The organism is Streptomyces sp. NPDC046862 (assembly GCF_040704615.1).
Lineage (GTDB): Bacteria > Actinomycetota > Actinomycetes > Streptomycetales > Streptomycetaceae > Streptomyces.
The window spans coordinates 200,722-221,713 of sequence record NZ_JBEYXP010000013.1 but is presented as its reverse complement, the minus strand read 5'-3'; the positions used below and the strand labels follow the sequence as shown (position 1 = coordinate 221,713).

The window sequence follows — 20,992 nt, the reverse complement described above, 5'->3', positions numbered from 1 at the left end:
GACATCTCGCCGTGCCGGAAAAGCCCCAGGTCACGGCGGTCCGTCCGCACCCGTACGTCGTCTCGTGGATGCCCCCGCTTGGCCGACACGACAGGCTGAAGTCCCTTGCGCACTAGAGTATTGGGCTTGTTCGGCGCTGGACGGACATCCCCAGGCATCCCTGGTGGCCCGCCGGTGCCCCCGGATGGTCCGGGTTCGAGACGCGAGGATCCGATGGCCGCCGTACACGACAGTCCCGCTCTCCCCCTGCTCGACGACGGATTGAGCGCAGGACTGGGCGAGGGATTCGGCACCGCGGCGCGCTTCGTCGCCGGCCCCGCCCCCTCTCCCCGCACCCTCGTGGACGTCCTCGACGCCTCCGTGCGGTCGTATCCGAACGAGCCCGCGCTGGACGACGGCGTCACCTGCCTGACGTACCGCGCCCTGGCCACCGAGGTGGAGGGACTGCGCCGGCGTCTGGCCGCCGCCGGGGTCGGGCTCGGGGACCGGGTCGGGGTGCGTGTGCCGTCGGGCACGAATGATCTGTACGTGGCGATCCTCGCCGTGCTCGCCGCCGGGGCCGCGTACGTGCCCGTGGACGCCGAGGACCCCGATGAGCGGGCCGAGTTGGTGTTCGGGGAGGCCGGGGTCCGGGCCGTCGTGGGCGCCGGGCACGAGCTGACCCCGCACGGGCGGAGCGAGGAGCCCGCCGCCCGGCCCGGCATCGAGCACGACGCCTGGATCATCTTCACCTCCGGGTCCACCGGGAAGCCCAAGGGCGTGGCCGTGAGCCACCGCAGTGCCGCCGCCTTCGTGGACGCCGAGGCCGCGCTGTTCCTCACCGAGGAGCCGATCGGGCCCGGTGACCGGGTCATGGCCGGGCTGTCCGTGGCCTTCGACGCGTCCTGTGAGGAGATGTGGCTGGCCTGGCGGTACGGGGCCTGTCTGGTTCCCGTGCCGCGCTCGCAGGTGCGCAGCGGGGCCGATCTGGGGCCCTGGCTCGTCGAGCAGGAGATCACCGTGGTGTCCACGGTGCCGACACTCGCCGCGCTGTGGGAGCCCGAGACCCTCAACGACGTGCGGCTGCTGATCTTCGGCGGAGAGGCGTGCCCGCCCGAGCTGGCGCAGCGGCTGGTGACGGAGGGGCGCGAGGTGTGGAACACCTACGGGCCCACCGAGGCGACCGTCGTCGCCTGCGCCTCCCTGATGACGGGTGAGGAGCCGATCCGGATCGGGCTGCCGCTCGACGGGTGGGAACTCGCCGTCGTCGACGAGGCGGGGCAGGTCGTGCCGATGGGCGAGAGCGGGCAGCTCGTCATCGGCGGGGTGGGGCTCGCCCGGTACCTCGATCCCGAGAAGGACGCCGAGAAGTACGCGCCCCTGGAATCGCTCGGTTGGGAGCGGGCCTATCGGAGCGGCGACCTGGTGAAGGCCGAACCCGAGGGGCTGGTCTTCCTCGGGCGGGCCGACGAGCAGATCAAGCTCGGCGGGCGGCGGATCGAGCTCGGCGAGGTGGACGCGGCCCTGCAGGCGCTGCCCGGGGTCGCGGGGGCCGCTGCCGCCGTGCGGACCGCACGGAGCGGCAATCAGCTCCTCGTCGGGTACGTCGTCACCCAGGACGGGTGGGACCACGCCGCCGCCGTCGGGAAACTGCGGGCCGAGCTGCCCGCCGCGCTCGTGCCGCTGCTCGCGCCGGTCGCCGACCTGCCGACGCGCACCTCCGGCAAGGTCGACCGGAACGCCCTGCCGTGGCCGCTGGAGGGCCTGGAGACCGGTGGTCCGGCCGAGGAGCTGTACGGGACCGAGGCGTGGCTCGCCGAGCAGTGGGCGGAGGTCCTCGGGATTCCCGTGGGCGGTGCCTCCGACGACTTCTTCGCCATCGGTGGCGGCTCTCTCGCCGCCGCCCAGCTCACCACCAGGCTGCGCACCCGCTACCCCACCGCCGCCGTCCTCGACCTCTACCAGCACCCGACCCTGCGCAAGCTCGCCCGGCACCTGGAGGAGTCGGCGCAGGACGACGGCTCCCAGCGGGTGGTCGAGCCGGTTCCGGCGCGGGCCGGCGTGCTGCAACTCCTGCTGCTTCTGCCGCTGTTCACGCTGCTCGGGCTGCGCTGGATGGTGCCGCTGGCCGCGCTCGGGAACGTGCTGGGGGCGATGGGGTCGTATGCGTGGCTGCCGACCGCTCCCTGGTGGGCCGTGGCGGCCGGGGCGCTCGTGTTCTTCAGTCCGCCGGGGCGGCTGGCCGTCGCCGCCGGTGGGGCGCGGCTGCTGCTGCGCGGGGTGACGCCGGGGCGTTACGCGCGCGGTGGGAGCGTGCATCTGCGGCTGTGGACGGCCGAGCGGCTCGCCGAGTTCAGCGGCGCGACCTCGCTCACCGGGTCCTGGCTGGAGCGGTACGCCCGTGCGCTGGGCGCCAAGGTGGGGTCCGACGTGGATCTGCACTCGCTGCCGCCGGTGACGGGGATGCTCAAGCTCGGGCGGGGCGCGGCCGTGGAGTCCGAGGTGGATCTGTCGGGCTGGTGGCTGGACGGTGACCGGCTGGAGATCGGGCCGGTCAAGGTCGGTGCCGGTGCGGTGGTCGGGACGCGGAGCATGCTGTTCCCGGGCGCGCGCGTGGGCAAGCGGGCCGAGGTCGCGCCCGGTTCCGCCGTCGCCCGGCAGGTGCCCACCGGGCAGCGCTGGGCCGGGGCGCCCGCCGTGAAGCTCGGCAAGGCCAAGCGGAACTGGCCGAAGGAGCGGCCGGAGAAGGGCGTGTTCTGGCGGGCGATGTACGGCGTGAGCGGCGTCGGGCTGACCGCGCTGCCGCTGCTCGCCGGACTCGCCTCGCTGCTCACCGCGGGCCTCTTCGTGGCGCCGGACGCCGGGCTCGGCGAGGCGGTGCGGGGTGCGGCGCTCGCGCTGGTCCCGGCGACGCTGGCCTTCGGGGCTGTGTACGCGCTGCTCCTGCTCGTCGCCGTACGGCTGCTGAGCCTGGGGCTCGGCGAGGGTACGCATCCCACGCACAGCAGGGTCGGCTGGCAGGCCTGGACGGTCACGCAGTTGATGGACCGGGCCCGGGAGGTGCTGTTCCCGCTGTACGCCGGGCTGGTCACGCCGGTGTGGCTGCGGCTGCTCGGAATGCGGATCGGGCGGGGTGCCGAGGTGTCCACCGTGCTCGCCCTGCCCAGCCTGACCACGGTCGGCGACGGCGCGTTCCTGGCGGACGACACGCTGACCGCGCCGTACGAGCTGGGCGGCGGCTGGCTGCGGATCGGGCGGGCGGAGATCGGGCGCCGGGCGTTCCTCGGGAACTCGGGGATGACGGCGCCGGGACGCAGCGTGCCGGACGGCGGGCTGGTCGGCGTGCTGTCGGCGACGCCGAAGAAGGCGAAGAAGGGCAGCTCGTATCTGGGGCTGCCGCCGGTCAGGCTGCCCCGCAACGCGGCCGGCGGCGACCAGAGCCGGACGTACGAGCCCCCTGCCCGGCTGCTGTGGGCGCGGGGTCTGGTGGAGCTGTGCCGCATCGTTCCGGTGCTGTGCTCGGGCGCGCTGGCCGTACTGACGGTGGCGGCGCTGAGCGCGCTGGGCGGCTGGGCGTGGCTGCTGTGCGGCGTCGTGCTGCTCGCGACGGGCATCGCGGGATGCGCGCTGTCCGTCGTCGCGAAGTGGGCGCTCGTGGGGCGGCACCGCGGTGGTGAGCACCCGCTGTGGAGCTCGTACGTGTGGCGCAACGAGCTCGCCGACACCTTCGTCGAGGTGGTGGCCGTGCCATGGCTCGCCGGGTCCGTGCCGGGTACGCCGCTGATGAACGTGTGGCTGCGGGGGCTCGGCGCCCGCATCGGCAAGGGTGTGTGGGTGGAGAGTTACTGGCTGCCGGAGAGCGATCTGGTGACGCTCGGCGACGGCGCCACGGTGAACCGGGGCTGTGTGCTCCAGACCCACCTCTTCCACGACCGGATCTTGCGGACGGATACTGTTGTTCTCCGTGAGGGCGCCACGCTGGGCCCGGGCGGAATCGTCCTGCCCGGCAGCGCCATCGGGGCCCGTACGACGCTGGGTCCGGCGTCGCTGGTCATGGCCGCGGAGTCCGTGCCCGACGACACTCGCTGGCTGGGCAACCCGATCGAGGCATGGCGTCGGTAGGCGCGGCCTCGTCGGCGTCGGGTGGGGACGATGGACGTCGTTCGAGAGCAGCGCAGGGAGCAGACACAGCAGTGGCGGTTCAGCAGACAGCGGGTCCGGATCCGTATTTCCCGGCCAACGGCGATCCCCGGTACCGGGTGCACCGGTACGAGATCGCGCTGGACTACCGGCCCGGGCCGAACCGGCTGTCGGGTACGGCCCGGATCAACGCCATAGCGGGCCGTGCCGCGCTCAGCGAGTTCCAGCTGAACCTCGCCGACTTCAAGATCGGCCGGGTCAAGGTCGACGGCCGGGCACCGCACTACACGCACCGCGGCGGCAAGCTGCGCATCCGTCCGCCGAAGCCGGTGCGCGCCGGGGCCGCCTTCACCGTCGAGGTCCACTGGTCCGGCAACCCCAAGCCGGTCAGCAGCCCCTGGGGCGGGCTCGGTTGGGAGGAGCTCGCCGACGGGGCGCTGGTGGCCAGCCAGCCGGTCGGGGCGCCGTCCTGGTACCCGTGCAACGACCGGCCCGCCGACAAGGCCTCGTACCAGATCTCGATCACCACACCGTCCGCGTACCAGGTGGTGGCCGGCGGTCGCCTGCTGACCCGTACGACGAAGGCGTCCACGACGACGTGGGTGTACGAGCAGTCGGCTCCGACGTCGAGTTATCTGGTCGGGCTGTCGATCGGGAAGTACCAGACGGTGCTGCTCGGCGATCCGGGGCTGGGCGGTGTTCCGCAGCACGGGCACATTCCGGCGCATCTCCTCGGGGAGTTCTCGCGGGACTTCGCGCGGCAGCCCGCGATGATGGAGCTGTTCCAGGAGTTGTTCGGGCCGTATCCGTTCGGTGAGTACGCCGTGGTGGTCACCGAGGAGGAGCTGGACGTTCCCGTCGAGGCGCAGGGGTTGTCACTGTTCGGCGCCAACCACGTGGACGGGGCGCGGGGTTCGGAGCGACTGGTGGCCCACGAGCTGGCGCACCAGTGGTTCGGCAACAGCGTGTCCGTCGCGGACTGGCGGCACATCTGGCTGAACGAGGGGTTCGCGAAGTACGCCGAGTGGCTGTGGTCGGAGCGGTCGGGCGGGCCTACGGCCCAGCAACTGGCGGGCAGTGCCCACCGGTTGCTGTCCTCGCTGCCGCAGGACCTGGTCCTTGCCGACCCAGGCCGCAAGCTGATGTTCGACGACCGGCTCTACCAGCGTGGTGGGCTCGTCGTGCACGCGGTGCGCTGTGCGATGGGGGACGACGCGTTCTTCCGGATGCTGCGGGGGTGGGCCGGGCTGCACCGGGGTGGCGCCGTCACCACGGGGACGTTCACGGGGCATGTGGCGCGGTTCGCCGTGGAGTCCCTTGAGGAGCTTTTTCGGGTGTGGCTGTACGAGGGGGAGCTGCCCCCGTTGCCCTCGCCGGGCGCGACGCGGATTCCGGCGAGGCCCTCGTATCCGCCGACCAACTCGTAGGGTCTGTGCCGGGTTCGTTGTCGGCTGCGGGTGCGATGTGGCTGGTCGCGCCCTCGCGACGGAGCCGCATATCAACACAGCCCCGCGCCCCTTGCAGGGGCGCGACGAACTCCGCACAGTACGGGCGCTCAGCTGTTCGGCACCCGCAGCTTGTCCCAGCTGACCTTGCCCGGGATGCCGTCCGCGTCCTTGCCCTTGAAGCCGAGTTTCTGCTGCCAGGCCGCGTAGGAGCGGCGGTCGGACTCGGTCCACTCGGGGCTCGGGCCCTCCTCGTAGCGGCTGCAGCCCTCGGCGACCAGGCGGCGGCCCATCGCAGTGATGACCGGGGACTTGCGGCCGATGTGGAAGAAGCCGCTGCCGGGGAACGGCTCGTATGTCGGCTTGGGCGCGGGCTTCGGGTCGGCGGGCTTCGGTTTCGTCGAGCCGCCCTTGCCGTCCAGCCGCTCGCCGATGCGCTTGCGCATGCTGTCCATCGTGAAGCCGCGTGGGTCCACCTTGCCCGGCTGCCACTCCTTGTGGCCGATGACGGAGCGCTCGGTCCAGCCGTGGTGGCGGCAGATCGCGGCGGCGACCTTCTCGATGGCCTCCTTCTGCGCCTCGGGCCAGGGGTCCCTGCCGTCGCCGAGGTTGATGCACTCGAAGCCGTAGAAGTGGCGGTTGCCGTCGGTGTCCGCCTCGTTGTCGCCCGGCAGCCTCGTCTCGTTGATCACGGCGCGCAGGACGTCGCTGTCGCCGGAACCGGCGTGGTTGGCGCGGCCGTTGCCGACGAGGTGGATCTCGCCCTTCTTGTCGATGACGCCGTGGCAGAGGGGGCCGGGCAGGCTGGAGTAGCCGTTGTAGCAGATGTTCACGGAGTTCTGGGTGCCGGAGGTGACGGTGTGGTGGATCATCACGCCGTTGACCGGGCCCCAGGGACCCTTGGTGTTGCGGTTGTGGGTGCGCCAGCTGCGTACCTCGTGGACCGTCAGGCCCTCGGCACGCAGGATCGCCACCATCTTCGACGCGCTCAGGGGATTCGCCATGGTTACCGGTCTCCTTCCGCGGAGGCCTCGGCCTCGCCTGTGGTCTGTGAGCGCCCTCCGGAGGGGTCGGCCTCCGCAGCCTGCTCCTCGCGGCTGGCCTGTGCCTCGGCGGCGAGCGCGGCCTCGTCCGCGGCCGGGACGCTGCTGGCCTGCCACCCGAAGGCGTAGCGCAGGTCGACGGGGCTGCCCTCGCCCTTGATCAGGGCCAGCGGGGCCAGGTGGCGGGCGATGCCGGCCGGGCCCTGGAGCAGGGGGCGGCGTGCCGGGTCGGCGGGCCACTCGACACGGCCGGTGGCGGTGCGGGCGGGGATGATCCAGTGGTCACCGGTGCGGTACGTGCCGCCCTTGGCGAAGTACACCTCGACGCCGTCCTCCAGGGGCAGCCACTCCCCCTCCGTGACGGGCACGGCCCCGCCCTTCAGGGAGGTCGTACGGCCCTTGCGCCTCGGGCCCTCGTGGTGGTCCCAGCGGCGCAGGAACGGGTGGAGGTGGGGCAGCCGGCCGACGCCCGGCTCCGGCTCGGCGGACAAACGGACGCGGCGGCCCGGCAGGTCCAGTTCCTCGACCCGCAGCAGCGGGAGGGACTCGAGGCGGGAGGCGTACGCGGTGTCGGTGAACTCGACGTGGTCGCCGACGTCCAGGTCCAGCTTGTCGTCGAAACCGAGGGACGCCAACTGCACCCAGGTGCCGTCGAGTTCGTCGACCGGGAAGACGACCGAGCCGTTCTCGCGGGACCACTTGAAGGTGGCGTCCTTCGCCTCGCCGGCGGCGTGGACCTCGACGCGGTACAGCTGGTTCTCCGGGCCGCGGTAGCGGGCGTCCGGCTTGACCAGGCAGGGGTCCTCGTCGGCATGGTCGGGCCGCTCACTGCGGGCGGCGAGCCGGGCCGAGGGGGCAGCCTGGCGCGCGGCCCACTTGTCGAAGGCGGCGCGGACGACTTCCTTGGAGGGGTCGGTCTCCTCGATGTCCAGGGCGGCGAGGGACAGCGCCAGCACCTGCCAGACGACCTTCACGCGGGCGGCGGTGTCCGGCATCGCCGCGCCGAGCGCGACCTCGCGCAGTGCCGGGTCCTCGGCCGCGGTGACCGAGCGCTCCCAGACGTTGAGGTAGACGAGGAACGGCGACTGGGCGGGCGAGGGCAGCCGGTCGCCGGGCTTCTCCGGGTCGCGGAAGCCGTCGGGCTGGTCCCAGTACGTCCAGTACGCGGGCGGCTGGGGGGTCGCGTCGTCCTGGTCGTCGGCGTCCGCGTCCGCGTCGTCGGGTACGGGTGTGCCGGGCGCCGGGCGGCCCGCGTCGACGAGGATGCCGTCGACGTAGTAGCGCCCGCCGTGGATGTTCAGGGTGTCGATGTCGTGCTTGCCGCCCACGTACTCGATGCGGAAGCCGCACGCGTCGCGCGGTCCGCCGTGCCGGCCGATCAGGTCCGCGGCGAGGGTGCGGGCCTGGTGGAGCTGGATCGCTGTCTGCTCGTTGGTGTCGGCGTCGAGCTGGACGCGGCCCTGTTGGGCGACGACCGCCGAGTAGTGGCGTTCCGGGCGGAAGGTGAGGCGGGACAGGTCAGCGTGCATGGAAGGGGTCCCCCTGGTTGAGGTTGTGCGTTTCAGGAGTCGTCAGTGGTACGGCTCGCGTGGCCGGACGGGTTCAGATGCGGCTCGGGAGGCCGGGGTGGCTCATGTCACGAAGAAGATCCCTGCGTCCGCGCCCGCGGGTGTGTATTCCGCGAGCCGTGCCCGCAGGCCGTCCTCGCGCTGCGGCCGGTACAGGTCGTGGAAGGCGCCCATCTCGGCCCCGTCGTCCGAGCCGCGCCGGATCTCCTCGGCGCACCTGTCGGCCAACTGCCCGTACCAGGGCGTCCCGTAGCGTTCGGACGCGAACAGCGGCCGTACGCGCTGGGCCTGGTCGGGTCCGGCCAGGTCGGGCTGGCAGCGGTAACGGCGGGGCGTACGGGACCCGGTGGGGACGTACGAGTGGCGCAGGCAGCCGATGCCGCGGCGGGCCACGTGGAGCTTCCCGGTGAAGATCGAGTTCTCGGCGATCCTCACGGCGTGGGTGTGGACCTCGCCGATGACCGTGGTGCGGTGCAGGTGGAGCACGGCGTGGGCGTGGCGGCAGTCGGGGGCGGAGAGTGCCTCGCGGTCGTGGCCGGTGGCGTCGAGGACGCTGTCGCGCAGGTGGATGTCGAGGGGGTCCTCGCTCACCTCGTCGCCGATGACCTCGATGGTGCCGAGGACGCTGTGCTCGATCTGGAGGCACGCGGTGGTGCGTTCCAGGACGATGCTGGGTTCCTCGGGCGAGTGCGGCTCGCACTCGGGTTCCAGGGACCAGCCGGGTACGAGGGTGCTGTGGCGGACGACGACGGCGCCCATCGCTCCGGTGACGTTGATGCCGCGTCCGGCGACGAGGAGCCCGTCGAGGACGATGCGGGGCCGCTCGTGGGGGGCGCAGTCCTCCGACACCGCGCGGATGTTGAGGGCGTCCGGGCGGTTGCTGTACCAGTCGAGCAGGCGGATCACCGGCCGGGTGCCCTCGGCGGCCCGCAGTTCGAGGCGGTCGCCCGGGTCGAGGTCGAAGTCCAGCTGCTCCTGGTAGGCGCCGCTGTGGGTGATCTCGATGACGCCCTCGGGGCCGGTCCGGTCGGCCCGGCGGTCGTGCTGCCACGCCCGGTAGGCGTCCATGATCTGCCGGAACCGCTGTCCGGGCCCGACCCGGTAGAAGGTCGCGTCCGGGCGGGCCACGCGGTCGTCGCGCTCGTACTCGCCGCCGCCCATGTCGGCGGCGAACGCGTAGTGGTAGTCCACCCACACGCCCTGCCGGGGCGCGGACCGGGAGCCGAACGCGATCCGTCCGAGCTCCGGATCGACGGCGACCTGGCCGCGCTTCGGCCGGTAGCGCCAGTCGGAGAGGTCGGCGACGACGATGTCGGAGGGCGGTACGGGCTTGTCCTCGCCGTCGCGGCGGATGACGAGGCTCTTGCCGGGGCCGTAGTAGTCGGCGAGGCGGTCGTGGAGCAGACGGCGGGTGATGAACCCGGGCACGTTGTCGACGGTGGCGAGGTGCGTGGGCGACGGCTCCGGCACCGGCTTGGTCACCAGTGGCGTATCGCTGCCGAGGATCGAGAACGTGTAGAGGTTGCGGGCGCGGTCGACGCAGTACGCCGGTGAGGACGTCAGCGCGTACGCCTTGAGTCGCCACACGAAGAGCCCGACTCCGGCCGGGGTCCAACCGCCTTGTGTGCGGCTGGAGTCGGCGCGGCGGACGTCGACCGTGCGGGCCGCGGTGTCGAAGGGGCCGCCGGCGAGGGCGAGCGCGGATCCGTCCCGGAGGTCGACGAGACGGCCCCGTCCCGCGCGGTGGGCTCCCCCGGTGCCGTACAGCTTCACCGGCTGGGTGTGGGCCACCTGCCGGGACAGTTCGACGGCGCGTGCGGGCCAGCCGGTGACGCGCTCGGCGAGCTCCTCGAGGAGGTGGAGGGTGCCCTTGCGGCGACGGCTCGCGACGGTGGCGGCCACGTCGGCGCGCGGGGCGACGGCCTCGGCGAGTTCGTCCCGGCCACCGCCGTGCAGGCCCGTGGTGAGGACGCTCCCCCAGCCTCCGGCCGGGGGGACCCCCACGTAGCCCGGCAGGGTGCGGTAGCCGACGAGGTCGCCGAGGTACGGCAGTACCCAGGGGGCGGCGGTCTCCACGAACAGGTCCTCGTAGCCCTGGGCCACGCCGTCGCGGACGCGGTCCAGCTGCTCGGCGATCACGGCGAGCAGGGCACGCAGCGGTTCGCCCTCCTCGGCGTCGCGCAGCAGGTGCCAGCGGGGCAGCAGTTCGGCCAGCCCGTCGGGTTCCCTGGTCGCCGGGGCCGTCGTCTCGGGGTGGACATCCACCGAGTTGGCAGCCATCACTTGACCTCCGTGAGAATCAGGGTGTCCGCGGCCTTCGGCGACAGCAGGGCGAGCTGGGCCGGGCGGATGCCGCGGAAGACGAACACCGTCCGGCCCCTGGCCAGGCGCCGGGTGTCGGTGATGTCGGGGTTGAGGCGCAGGAGTTCGGCGAGCGGGACGCCGTACCGGGCGCTGATCGAGGAGAGCGTCTCGCCGCCCTCGGCGCGAACGGTGTGGGTCTTCTCGTCGTACGTGGCCGGGTGCGCCGGGACCGTCGCCCTGGGGCTGCCGGGACGGGTGAGCAGCGCGGTGAGCTCCTCGGGCGTGGAGGAGGCGGGGATGCCGGTGAAGACGTCGACGTCCACGTAGTCCACGCCGGGCACGGTGTGGGCCGCGGCGAGGACGTCCGAGAGCCGGGCGGGCCTGCCCAACTCCCGTCCCTCGAAGCCGAGTCGGCGCAGCAGAGCCTGACGCAGGCGCGGTTCGACGATCTGCCAGGCGTGGTCCGGGGCCACCTTCACCTTGGCGGCGACGAGCAGCAGGACCAGTTCGCGTACGTCCACGCGGACGGGGAGGTTGGCGTCGCCGTACTCGGTGAGGGCTCCGCGCAGGGCCCGCAGGGTGTCCGAGTCGGCGGCGATGGGCACGTCGTCGGTGCCCGCGACCGTCACGTGCAGCACGCGCCGCCGTCCGTCGAAGAGTTCGCGCGCGGCGGCCCGGCCGATGCCGGCGCGGGAGCGGGCGAAGTCCTCGTAGTCGGGGGCGGAGACCAGGCGGTCGAGGGCGGAGACGGCGAGCGGGACGGTGCGCCGGGTCAGGCCGGGGCCGTCCGCGTCCGCGCCGCCCGTGGCCGGGCGCGGGTTGGTGACCTGGGAGACGCCCAGGGGCCGGGTGAGCGGCTGGGTGATCCGGTCGGCGGCGACGTTGGCGGCCTTGCCGGTGCCGAAGCGGTACCGGGCCCGGACGTTGTCGTGGCCGGTGGGCAGGCGGGCCCCGTGGACGCCGTCGCCGAAGGTCACGGTGGTGCGGCCGTCGGCGGTGGAGCCGGTGATGTAGACACGCTCGCGCGGGCCGCGCCCGGCAAGGCTGTCGACCTCGTGCCAGAGCACGCCGTCGGCCCGGAGCTCCAGCACGGGTGTGGCGCCGAGGGGGTTGTCGTCGGCGAGCCAGGTGAGCGGGGACTGCCAGAGCGCGAACGTCTGGTTGACGCGGTCCGAGTCGCCGCTGCCGATCGCCTCCTCGCGGCCCTCGCCGTGGGTGGCCTCGACGACGTTGCCCAGGATGCGGACGGTCGCGCGGCGGTAGCGGTGGGCCAGGTCTGCGGTCAGGGTCAGTCGGGTGTGGACGTGATCGCCTGGTAGTTGGGGGTCGACGGCCGGGTCGGCGCTCGCGATCGTCACGACCTCGGTGGCCGTCACGCCGGCCACCCCGGGGATGTCGCTGCGCTCGCCGCCGACGATCAGGGTGCGTCCGGGCTGCAATCCGTCGTACAGCTCGGCGAGTTCGATCTCGTTGCCGTGGACGTCCTCGCCGAGCGGTTCGTCCGCCAGGCGCAGGGGCTCGCCCGCCGCGTGCACGGTGGTGTCGCGGATGTGGGAGAGCAGGACGTCGAACTCGTCCAGCCAGGCGGCGCCCAGGGTGAGTTCGGTGCCGCGGCCGGTGATGCCGTAGTTGGAGTACGCGGCGGTGCGGGCGGCTTTGACCTGGGTGGTGACGAACGCGAGCTTCTTGTCGCCGGGGATGCCGTCGTCGGCGCCCTTGGCGGGGCGCTGGATCGCGACCCAGCTGCCGACGGTGATGCCGGGGTGCACCGTGTCGAGCTGGAGCACCTTGCGGTCGACCGGGTCGCGCTTGCTGGCGAGGACGACCTCGACGTTGGGTTCGCTGCTGCCGGTCGTGTAGCGGAGGCTGATCTCCTCGTCGCCGAGGTGGAGCGGCCTGGTGTCGCCGGGGCGCAGGGTGACCGGGTCCGCGTCGCCGACGATCACGTGGACGAGGCCTTCGTCGTCGGGCCGCGACACGAACAGGTCGTAGCTGGGCAGGCCGTTGCGGAGGTGGGCGGTGACCCCCGGCTCCTGGGAGTCGGTGGGACGGCGGTTCAGCCAGTGCAGGTCGCGGTCCTGGGCCACGCGCGTCGACAGCTCGACCTCGCCTGTGCCCAGGCGGAAGACCACCGGCTGGGTGACGGGCAGGTTCTCGGAGCGCTGGTCGGAGCTGCTGCCCTCGACGTACTGGAACTCCGCCCGGACGGGCACCTTGCCCTGGGTGTCGAACACGACGCGCATGCTGACGAGGACGGCGCCCGTGAGCGGCCAGTCCGCGGTGCGGATGACCCGGCCCCGGTCGTCCTGGACCGGTTTGAGCGGGGCCGTGGCGCCGAAGGGGGCGGCCGTGACGCGCAGCGCCAGCAGTTCGCGCAGGAGCTGCGGGGTGCCGGGGGCCGCGGCCGTGCGCCAGGCCGGGTAGAGCCCGCGCAGGCCGGGGTTGAGGGCCGAGAGCAGCCGAGCGGTGTCCGTGCCGGGGAGCTGGGCGCGGGTGCCGCCGCCGTAGGGAGCGGGGGCGGAGGCGCGCAGGGCGGGCAGGACGTTGCTCAGGGCCTGGAGGGCGGCATCTCGAGGGGCGAGGGTGGCGGGGGTGGCGGGGGCGGCCGCCTGTGCCACCGCCTTCGTCCGCGGCTCCGCCGGTTCCCCGGGTTCCCCGGGCTCCTCCGGGTCCGGCTGTGCGGGCGCCAACTCCATTGCGCGCTCGGCGAGTTCCGCGAGCACGGCCTCCAGCTGCTCGAACCAGGCCGCCACATCCTCGTACGGCGTCGCCAGCACCTGGGCCTCGCCGAGGCGGGCGACGGGCTCGGCGAGGCGGCCCGCGAGCCGCTCGGGCGACGTGATGGCGTCCAGGTCCTCGCGCAGGGGGGCGAGGACCTGGTCCTCGACGTCCTCGATCAGCTTGCTGACCGGGCGCGGGTTCGGGACCTCGGGGGTGGGCGGCTCCTCGCCGGGTTCGCCCGGGACGGCCGGGTCGGCGATCCAGCGCCGTACCTCGTCGACGAGTTCCTTCAGCGTCGCCGGGGCCGACCTCGCCAGGGAGATCGCCGTGATCTCGTCCTCCCGGTCGACCCGCGCGTTCGCCACGGGCAGCATTTTCCGTTCGCCGCCGGCGTCTTCACCGAAGACGAAGAGCAACTGGTCCCCGGTCTGGAGGGAGTTGGCGGTTCCCTCGACGTAGAGCTCGGAGCGGCGCTCCAGGTCCTCCGGGGTGACGAGCGAAGGGCGCCGACGGCGGACCTTCAACTCGTTGAAGTCCCAGCGGGCCGTCAGGTCACGGCCGGTCTCGAAGGTCTGGGACTCCTCGTCGGCGGAGGCGGGCACGCTGTGGCTGCGTGCGCCGCGCGGGATGACCACCGGCAGTGTCTCGGCGCGCGGGTCGCGTTCGAGCGTGTACGCGAGGTGGGTGGACGCGGCCACGCCGGGGCGTGGCCGGTGGCCGACGAGCCGCCCGAGCAGCACCAGTGAGCGGTGCTCGTTGGCTGTGCGGATGTAGGCCTCGTCGGCGATCCGCTCGGAGTGGAAGGTGAGCAGGTCACCGAGGACGGCGGTGGCGTCGAGGAGACCGATCGCCGGGTCGTCCGGGGTGCGCACGGTGAGCCCGTGCAGTGCGGGATACGCGGGTGAGGCGAGCCGGTCGAGGAGGGCGGCCAGGAAGGAGCCGTACTCGCCGACGCGGTAGTCGAGGGCGGCGCGGCCCGGCGGGTTGTGGACCGGCGCGGGCGCGAGGCGCTCGTCGTGACCGCCGCGGCAGGCGCCGCCGCAGCCGCACTCATCGGTCGTCGCGTACGTCGTCATCGGGCACCTCCCAGGGATATCGCCAGCCGGCCGTTCTCCGGCCGGTCCGGGTCGTTGTCGCAGGTGGCGATCTCCAGCGGGCCGAGCCGCAGCACGCCGTCCTCCCTCTCTCCACGGTCCTGCTCGAACAGCCGCCGCAGTCGGGCCACTTGAACGCTCTCCACACCCGGGACCGCCGCGGCGACGGCGACGAGGCGGCTGAGCCGGACGGGTTCGCCGAAGGTGAGCGCGTCCGGGTGGAAGAAGCCGAGCCGCCCGTCGGGCAGTCGGCCGTTGCCGAGTACGCGGTACAGCTCGGCCAGGATCTGCCCGTGCTGGTGGCCGGGCCTGGCGCACACGGTCAGCACGATGTCGAGCGGCACCAGCCGGGCCGGCCCGACCACGAGGTCGTGGCCGATGCGCCGGTATGTCTCCAGGGCCTGTTCGACCGCGGCGAGCAACTCGCCGGGCGGACTGCCCGCGCCGTGGGCGTCGATCGCGACGTGTGCCTCCTGGACGCTGCCGGTCCAGCGGATCTCGGCGGCGGCGCGCTGGACGCCCGGCAGTCGGGCGGCGAGGGCCGCGTAGTCGTCGGCGGTGACGGCGCGCAGGCGGCTGCGGCGCAGGTCGAGGGGGGCCAACTGGCGTGCCTGTTCGACGGGTTCGGGTTCCGTGCCGCCGATGGCGGGCAGCGGGTTGCGGACGACGGCGACGGTGGCTTCGCAGTCGTCCGGGCCCTGTGTCACCAGGTGGTTGATCGCTTCCGCGCCGACGTTGCCCGCCGTGCCGCCGCCGAGCCGGTAGCCCAGGGCCAGCCGGGCGCCCGGGGTCGGCTTCGCACCGTGCCGGCCGTCGCCGAAGCGCAGGGCGAGGCGGCCGTCGTCCTCCAGTTCGCCCACGAAGTGGCGGTCGCGCGAGCCGCTGTCGAGCAGGTCGCGGCGCGGCTCCCAGGTCGTGTCGTCGTCCTCGTGACGGTGCTCGTGGAGGCGTACGGCGGGCAGGGCCTGGCGGGGGTCCTGGGTGAGGGCGGAGTGCGCGGAGCCACGGAGCACCGGCTCGTCGGGGTGCAGCCCGGTCGCGTACGCCGGACCCCAGCTGTGGGCGATCTCCCAGGCGATGTGCGGGTCGAGGACCGTCCCCGCGCGGGCCCGTGCCGCGAGGATCTCGGCGCGGCGCAGCTTGGTGTCGAGCAACTCGTCGTTGCGGTGCAGGAGTTCGCGCAGGGCGCGGACGGGATGACGGCGCAGCTCGATGCGTTCGAGGATCTTCAGGCCGTAGATGACGGTGAGTTCGGCGATCTCGTCGTCGCCGAGCCCGTCGCGGTCGCGGGCGCTGCGCCACAGGTCGACGAGCCGCTGCCGTACCCGTCCCGGGATGGCGGCGATCCGCTCGGCCTGCCCGGCGGAGACGGTCCGCGGGTCGGGGAACGGCACGGCCTGCGCGACCGGCACCCTGCCGAGGACGGGCCGGAAGCGGGGCAGGATGCCCGGGTAGACGGACTGGGCGAGCAGCGTGCGCAGGGCGGTGGCCTGGGCGTACGCGGTGCCGGGCACCACGCGTTCGTGCCGCTGCCCGGCCCGTTCCAGGCCGATTCCGGCGCGGGTGGTCGCGGACAGGCCGACGACGTCGAAGAGTTCACGGACGTCGTCGGGGATGAGTGCCTGACCGCCCTCGGCCTTGTCCGTGAGCGAGTTGATGAGCCGGGCTGGAGCGTTCCCGTCATCCGGGTCGAGGCAGCCGAAGACCGGAGGGTCGCAGGGGGCGACGACGGCGGGTACGGGCGGCACGGTGACGGTCTCGGGGAGTTCGCCGGACCACTGGAGGGTGCGGCCGTGGTCGACGAGGACGACGTTGCCTCGGGCGAGGCTCACGTCCTCGACGGGCAGGCAGTTCCGGCCGCCCAGGGTCGTGAGGCAGAGCGGGAAGCGCAGGGCGTCCTCGGCCGCCCAGGTGACCTCCAGGACCGGCTGGTCCTCGATGCGGTCGATGCCCGGGGTGACCGAGGTGAGGCGTACGGCCTGGCGGTGGGCGGGGTCGGCGTCGCCGCGGGTTCCGGTGCGCGGGCCCCTGACCTCCTCCAGGACGAGCAGGTCGCCCGGCTCGAGGTCGAGCCGCCGGTCCCGGCAGGTCTCGGGGTCGACCCATGCGTCGCGGAGAGTGGCGGAGGTGGCGCCCTTGGGGAGGGTGCACACCTCGCCGCCCCAGGTCCACAGGCGGATCGCGTTGTGTGCCGTGCGCAGCTGAAGCGGGTCGGTGGGGGCGACCGGTTCGAAGACCTCCACCGAGCCGCGTTCCTCCAGGTCGGCGAGGTCGTGGTCGCCGATGACCGTGCCGGGCTCGGGCCGGTCGTGCGGGTCGAGGGCGCGGACGTCGACGGAGGCGAAGCGGTACGTGCCCGGGGCGAGGGTGGTGTCTTCCGCGGTCTCCACGGTGACGTACGCGCGGGCCGTGCACCCGTCGTGCATCGCGTAGTCGATGAGGCGGACGTGACGGCGCACGGACACCCTTCGGCGCGCGGTGTCGAGGTAGGCCTCGGTGGCCACCGCGTCCTGCTGGTAGCTGATCCGGTCGCCGGTGTACGCGAGCAGCTCGACGAGCGTCATGCCCAGGTCGGCGGGGTTGCGCTCCACCCAGTCGGGCGTGGTGAGCGCGAGCCGGTCGAGGAGCAGCTTGCGGATGGTGTCGTAGTCGCGGGCCGTGTAGTCGATGACGGGCGCGTCCGGGAAGTCGGTCTCGGGGTGTCGCTCGTCCTTGCAGTCGAAGGGCGTCGGGCAGTCGGGCCGGAAGGAGAAGCCGGCGCTGTGGTAGCGCTGGTCGAAGCCGCGGTACGGCTCGGTACCGGGCCTGCCGTACGGGTCGGCCTCCACGAGGGAGAGCCGGTAGCGGGAGGTGTCGCCGGCCTTGTCGAGGGTGACGTACAGCCGGTCGTCCAGCTCGGGGTCCTCCTCGCGTTCCACGCTGACGTCGAGGGCGGTGATGCCGGTGACGCGGCGGCCGCCGTCGACGCGGACGTTCTCGGGGCACAGGCCGTGCGGGGCCTTGCCGAGGAACGTGACGGTGAGGAGCAGCCCGTCGTCGCTGACCTCCACGGCGTCGATGCCGTTGAGTTGGGCGGCTCGGACCTTGGCCCGCCGGGAGGCTGTACCGGTCGTGGTGGTCATGCGGCGGCCCTCCCTTCGAAGACGTCCTCGCGCCGGGCGCCGGTGGCGCGGACGACGTACGAGAGATACACGCGGACGACGTGGTCCTCGCTGACCACGTCGAGGTCCTCCACGTCGATGAGGTCGCCCAGCCAGCGTTGGAGGGCGGCCTGCACGGACAGTTCGAGGGTGCTGATCAGCTCGGGGCTGTTGGGCGCGAAGACGAGATCGAGGAGCCCGCAGCCGAAGTCCGGGCGCATGACGCGTTCGCCGGGGCTGGTGAAGAGCAACTGTTCGACCAGGTCGTGGACGTGTGCGCCGTGGTCGGCGTGCGCGGTGCGTCCCCGGCGGTCGGCGCGGAAGGGGAACGCGATGTCGGTGCGGATGACCGGCTTCGTCATCGTGTGGACACCTCCTGCTGCGCGGCGGTGACGACGGGTGGTCCCTGTGCGACCAGGGCCGCGCTGAAGCACTGGGCCGCTGAGGTGTCGGTGTCGAGCAGCACGGGGGCGCCCGCGACGGTCACGCCGCTCGCGGAGGCGGTGAACCGTACGGACAGGCACGGCTGTGGCACACGGTTCACGGTGTGGGTGCAGCCGACGACGGTGTAGGTGTGGGCGGCGGTGGCTGCCGCCCTGCCGCCGATCAGCACCGCCGGGGACGGCGTGTGCGCCGGTGTGGCGCGCCCCCCGTGCGGGCAGCTGATCACGGTGTCGGCGGCAAGCAGCTTCCCGGATGCCCCGGATGTCCCGGACACGTTTCTCGATCCCCCGTTTCTAGCGCTTCGGTTCCACGGTCAACTGACCCTCATTGACGATGACCTGGTCGTTCTGGAGTGTGATCCGGGCCCTGCCGGAGGCGATGACAATCGCCGCCTCGGTGATCCGGATGTACGCCCCGTTCTTGGCCTGGAGCAGGATTCCCTCGTCGGTCCCGGCCGCGTCGTTCATCACGATCTTGTGCGCACCCGGCGTCTGCACGACGACGGGCTTGTTCGGCGAGTTGGCGGGCAGCGCGTTCTGTGCGTCCGGCGGCAGTTCGTCAGCCGCTCCGTACCAACACCCAGTCCACACGGGGAAGCTGGGATCCCCTTGCTCGAACTCCACCCACACACCCGCGCCGGGCGGCGGCACCACGAACTGCCCCGATTGCGGCCCGGTGAACGGCAGGCAGGGCAGCGCCCACGTCGACGGCTCGTTGCCGAGGACGTCCGGGACCTCGACGGTGACGCGGCCGATGCGCAAGGGGTCGTTGTTGCTGACGACCCGGCCGCGGAACTTGCCGAGGTAGCGATTGCTGGGTGCCGCCATGGTGGGGGTGCTCCTGGTCGATGTATCGAAAATGGCAAAAGTGTTACGTCTACGGCCGGACGTAGTCGCTGCGGGCTTCGAGGCCCTCTCGGGTGAGGGTGAAGTTCTGCTGGTACGAGCCCGGGCGCAGGTTGTGCGTCACGGACTTGACGTAGTAGTCGCCGTCGTACGCGCGTCCGGAGCCGCGTACGCCGACGAGCTGGCGGGGCTGGAGGATGTACCCGTGCCGGTTGACGTCCAGGGACCCTGACCCGGAGACGACGTCGGCGGACACGGCGGCGCGGGCGAGGAGTTCGGCCTCGGCCTCCTGGCGCTGCTGCTTGGCGGTGCCGGAGAGGGTCCTGCGCTTGAGGGCGGGGGTGGGCCGCTTGCCGAGGGGAGGGCGCAGCGGGCTGATGGACGGCTGCGGGAGAAGGTCGGACCGCCGGGTCTCGGGGTTCTGCCAGCGGGCCTGCGGCTCCTCGCGCGCCGTCCCGTCGTACGCGAACGTCAGCTGGTCCACGGTGGAGTTGGCGTCCATGTTGACGTTGAGGGCGTGCTGGCGGATGCCGAGCCGGACCTCCGGACCCCAACGGGCGGACGACTGGCCCGCGGTGGGCCCGGGTTCGAGGTAGAAGGTGTAGCCGTTCGCCCGGGCGAGGTCGGTGACGTACTGCAGGTCGGTGCCGGTCTGGTAGTGCACGCGGAGGTTCTGGTGGGGTGGCTGGGCGATCTTCTCCTGGTAGACGTCTGGCCGGATGCCGTAGTCGGAGTAGCGGCGGAGGATCGCGAGCACCCGCTCGGAGGGCGGCAGGTTGGGGTACGGCGCGGTGCGCTCCTCCAGGTCGAGGAGGAGGGTGAGGTCCTCGCCGGTGACGGTGAGGGTGGAGTGGCCGGGCTGGTTGCTGGCGCCGACCTCGTGACGCACGACGAGCCCGTCGAAGAGGACGTCGGGCGTGCCTTTCACGTTGACGGTGACGATAAGGCGGGTCTTGGGATCGAAGAACCCCTCGGGGAGCAGTCTGCGACTGATGATCCCGTTCTTGGTGAGGTCGAAGGCGAGCTGGAAGCCGCTGCGTTCGCCGGCGGTCGCGGTGATCTGGGCGGAGAGCAGTGCCTCGGTGACCTCGGCGGGGACGGGGCGGGCGAGCTTGGGTCCCATGAGGAGGGTGATGTGGACGGGGCCCTGCCCCACGGGCAGATCAAACACGTCGGTCACCTCGGCCACCGGGGAAGCCGCCGGCGAGCGGGATGTCGATGACGCGCCCGGCTTCGTCGGTCAGCTCGTTCGGGTCGAGTACGGGGTTGGCGTCGGCGATCTGCCACCACTGGGACGGGTCGCCGAAGTAGCGCTGGGCGAGGAGGTCGGGTCGCTCGCCGGCTCCGACGGTGTGGGGCTGGGTCTCGTCCTCTCGCTGATGGAGCGGGGGCAGCAAGCGCCGCTTGGTGTACCGCACTTCGGTGCCGTCGGGCTGGCGGTGGATGCCGATCTCGGCGTCGTGGTACCGGCTGGTGCGGGGGTAGGGGTGGGCGCCCGGTATGGAGTCCAGCGCGCTCTCGTAGGGCTCGATGTCGGCCATGACGGTGGGCTCAGCCCCTTCCGCTCGGTATGCCGGCTGCTCCGGCGCCGATTCCACTGAGCCCGAGGGAACCCAGGCTCCCGCCTCGGGCCGCCGCCGCGAGCCGCTCCTTCTGCGCGAGGTGCGCCATGTACAGATCGGCACCGCGGTGCCCGGCAGGCAGGTCGCTGACGGTGAGGATCTTCATGCCGATGCTGAGGGAGGCGCGGATCGGGTTGAGATTCACGTCGAAGGCGGACTCGTTGACGGACAACTCGGTGAGCCGGACGGGCATGACCCGCTTGCTCCCCCAGGTGAAGAGGGTCAGCGGCATCTCGATCGGGCTGATCTCGATGCTCCCCTTCTGCGACAGCTTCATCGCCGCGCGGAGCTGGGCGGTGGTCGGCTGCACGAGCATTTCGAGGGTGGCCAGCTGGGGATGGATCCCGTCGGGCGCCGCGACCTCGAACTGGTCGGTGGCGTCGATCTCGGCCGTGAACTTCCAGGTCTCCTGGGCGGGACCCTTGAGCCGCAGCGCCTCGTTCTTGTCCCCGCTACCGGTGCCGCCGGCTCCGGCATCACCGCCGTCTCCGGCGGACTGGGGGCTCACGCTGCGTTCCAGCGTGTCCGGGTTGAACTGGAGGACGATGATGCGCTGGGGGGTGCCGGTGTCGGGGTTGACGACGACGATGCCGGAGCGGATGGGTTTGGGGATGTCGGCGTAGCGGGTCATGGTCTGCCTCCACAGC

At 72.6% G+C, this 20,992-nt stretch carries 13 protein-coding genes; 2 read left to right on the top strand and 11 right to left on the bottom strand.

Features of this window, described 5'->3' with window-relative positions; all coding sequences use genetic code 11:
- The first annotated feature begins 213 nt into the window (after window positions 1-213).
- The gene (locus AB0959_RS17260; protein WP_366827234.1) at window positions 214-4,101 is read left to right on the top strand and encodes a Pls/PosA family non-ribosomal peptide synthetase; all 3,888 of its coding nucleotides are present in this window, start codon (window positions 214-216) and stop codon (window positions 4,099-4,101) included.
- A gap of 71 nt (window positions 4,102-4,172) precedes the next feature.
- Complete coding sequence (locus AB0959_RS17255; protein ID WP_366827232.1) at window positions 4,173-5,546, top strand: M1 family metallopeptidase; 1,374 nt, start codon at window positions 4,173-4,175, stop codon at window positions 5,544-5,546.
- A 128-nt stretch (window positions 5,547-5,674) separates the two neighbouring features.
- Here AB0959_RS17255 and AB0959_RS17250 read toward each other — a convergent pair whose 3' ends face one another.
- The 11 genes from AB0959_RS17250 to AB0959_RS17200 form a co-directional block, all read right to left on the bottom strand.
- Window positions 5,675-6,568 carry a peptidoglycan-binding protein gene (locus AB0959_RS17250; protein ID WP_366827231.1) on the bottom strand — a complete coding sequence of 298 codons (894 nt, stop codon included), beginning with the start codon at window positions 6,566-6,568 and terminating at the stop codon, window positions 5,675-5,677.
- A gap of 2 nt (window positions 6,569-6,570) precedes the next feature.
- Complete coding sequence (locus AB0959_RS17245; protein ID WP_366827230.1) at window positions 6,571-8,136, bottom strand: DUF6519 domain-containing protein; 1,566 nt, start codon at window positions 8,134-8,136, stop codon at window positions 6,571-6,573.
- A 102-nt stretch (window positions 8,137-8,238) separates the two neighbouring features.
- Complete coding sequence (locus tag AB0959_RS17240; protein ID WP_366827229.1) at window positions 8,239-10,455, bottom strand: hypothetical protein; 2,217 nt, start codon at window positions 10,453-10,455, stop codon at window positions 8,239-8,241.
- Window positions 10,455-14,276, bottom strand: a complete 3,822-nt coding sequence (locus tag AB0959_RS17235; protein WP_366827228.1) for a putative baseplate assembly protein — start codon at window positions 14,274-14,276, stop codon at window positions 10,455-10,457. Before AB0959_RS17235 ends, AB0959_RS17240 begins: the two co-directional genes overlap by 1 nt.
- On the bottom strand, window positions 14,273-17,416 hold the full coding sequence (locus AB0959_RS17230) for a putative baseplate assembly protein (protein ID WP_366827227.1): 3,144 nt from the start codon (window positions 17,414-17,416) through the stop codon (window positions 14,273-14,275). Before AB0959_RS17230 ends, AB0959_RS17235 begins: the two co-directional genes overlap by 4 nt.
- Entirely contained in the window at window positions 17,413-17,796 is a 384-nt protein-coding gene (locus AB0959_RS17225) for a GPW/gp25 family protein (RefSeq protein WP_366827226.1), read from the bottom strand. Before AB0959_RS17225 ends, AB0959_RS17230 begins: the two co-directional genes overlap by 4 nt.
- Entirely contained in the window at window positions 17,793-18,152 is a 360-nt protein-coding gene (locus AB0959_RS17220; RefSeq protein ID WP_366827224.1) for a hypothetical protein, read from the bottom strand. The genes AB0959_RS17225 and AB0959_RS17220 overlap by 4 nt, the downstream gene beginning before the upstream one ends.
- 19 nt (window positions 18,153-18,171) lie before the next feature.
- Window positions 18,172-18,705, bottom strand: a complete 534-nt coding sequence (locus AB0959_RS17215; RefSeq protein WP_365133912.1) for a phage baseplate assembly protein V — start codon at window positions 18,703-18,705, stop codon at window positions 18,172-18,174.
- A gap of 49 nt (window positions 18,706-18,754) precedes the next feature.
- The gene (locus tag AB0959_RS17210) at window positions 18,755-19,894 is read right to left on the bottom strand and encodes a hypothetical protein (RefSeq protein ID WP_366827223.1); all 1,140 of its coding nucleotides are present in this window, start codon (window positions 19,892-19,894) and stop codon (window positions 18,755-18,757) included.
- Window positions 19,887-20,264: a hypothetical protein gene (locus AB0959_RS17205; RefSeq protein ID WP_366827221.1), complete on the bottom strand. Its 378-nt coding sequence runs from the start codon at window positions 20,262-20,264 to the stop codon at window positions 19,887-19,889. The genes AB0959_RS17210 and AB0959_RS17205 overlap by 8 nt, the downstream gene beginning before the upstream one ends.
- A 10-nt stretch (window positions 20,265-20,274) precedes the next feature.
- Window positions 20,275-20,976: a hypothetical protein gene (locus AB0959_RS17200; RefSeq protein ID WP_366827220.1), complete on the bottom strand. Its 702-nt coding sequence runs from the start codon at window positions 20,974-20,976 to the stop codon at window positions 20,275-20,277.
- Window positions 20,977-20,992: the final 16 nt, after the last annotated feature.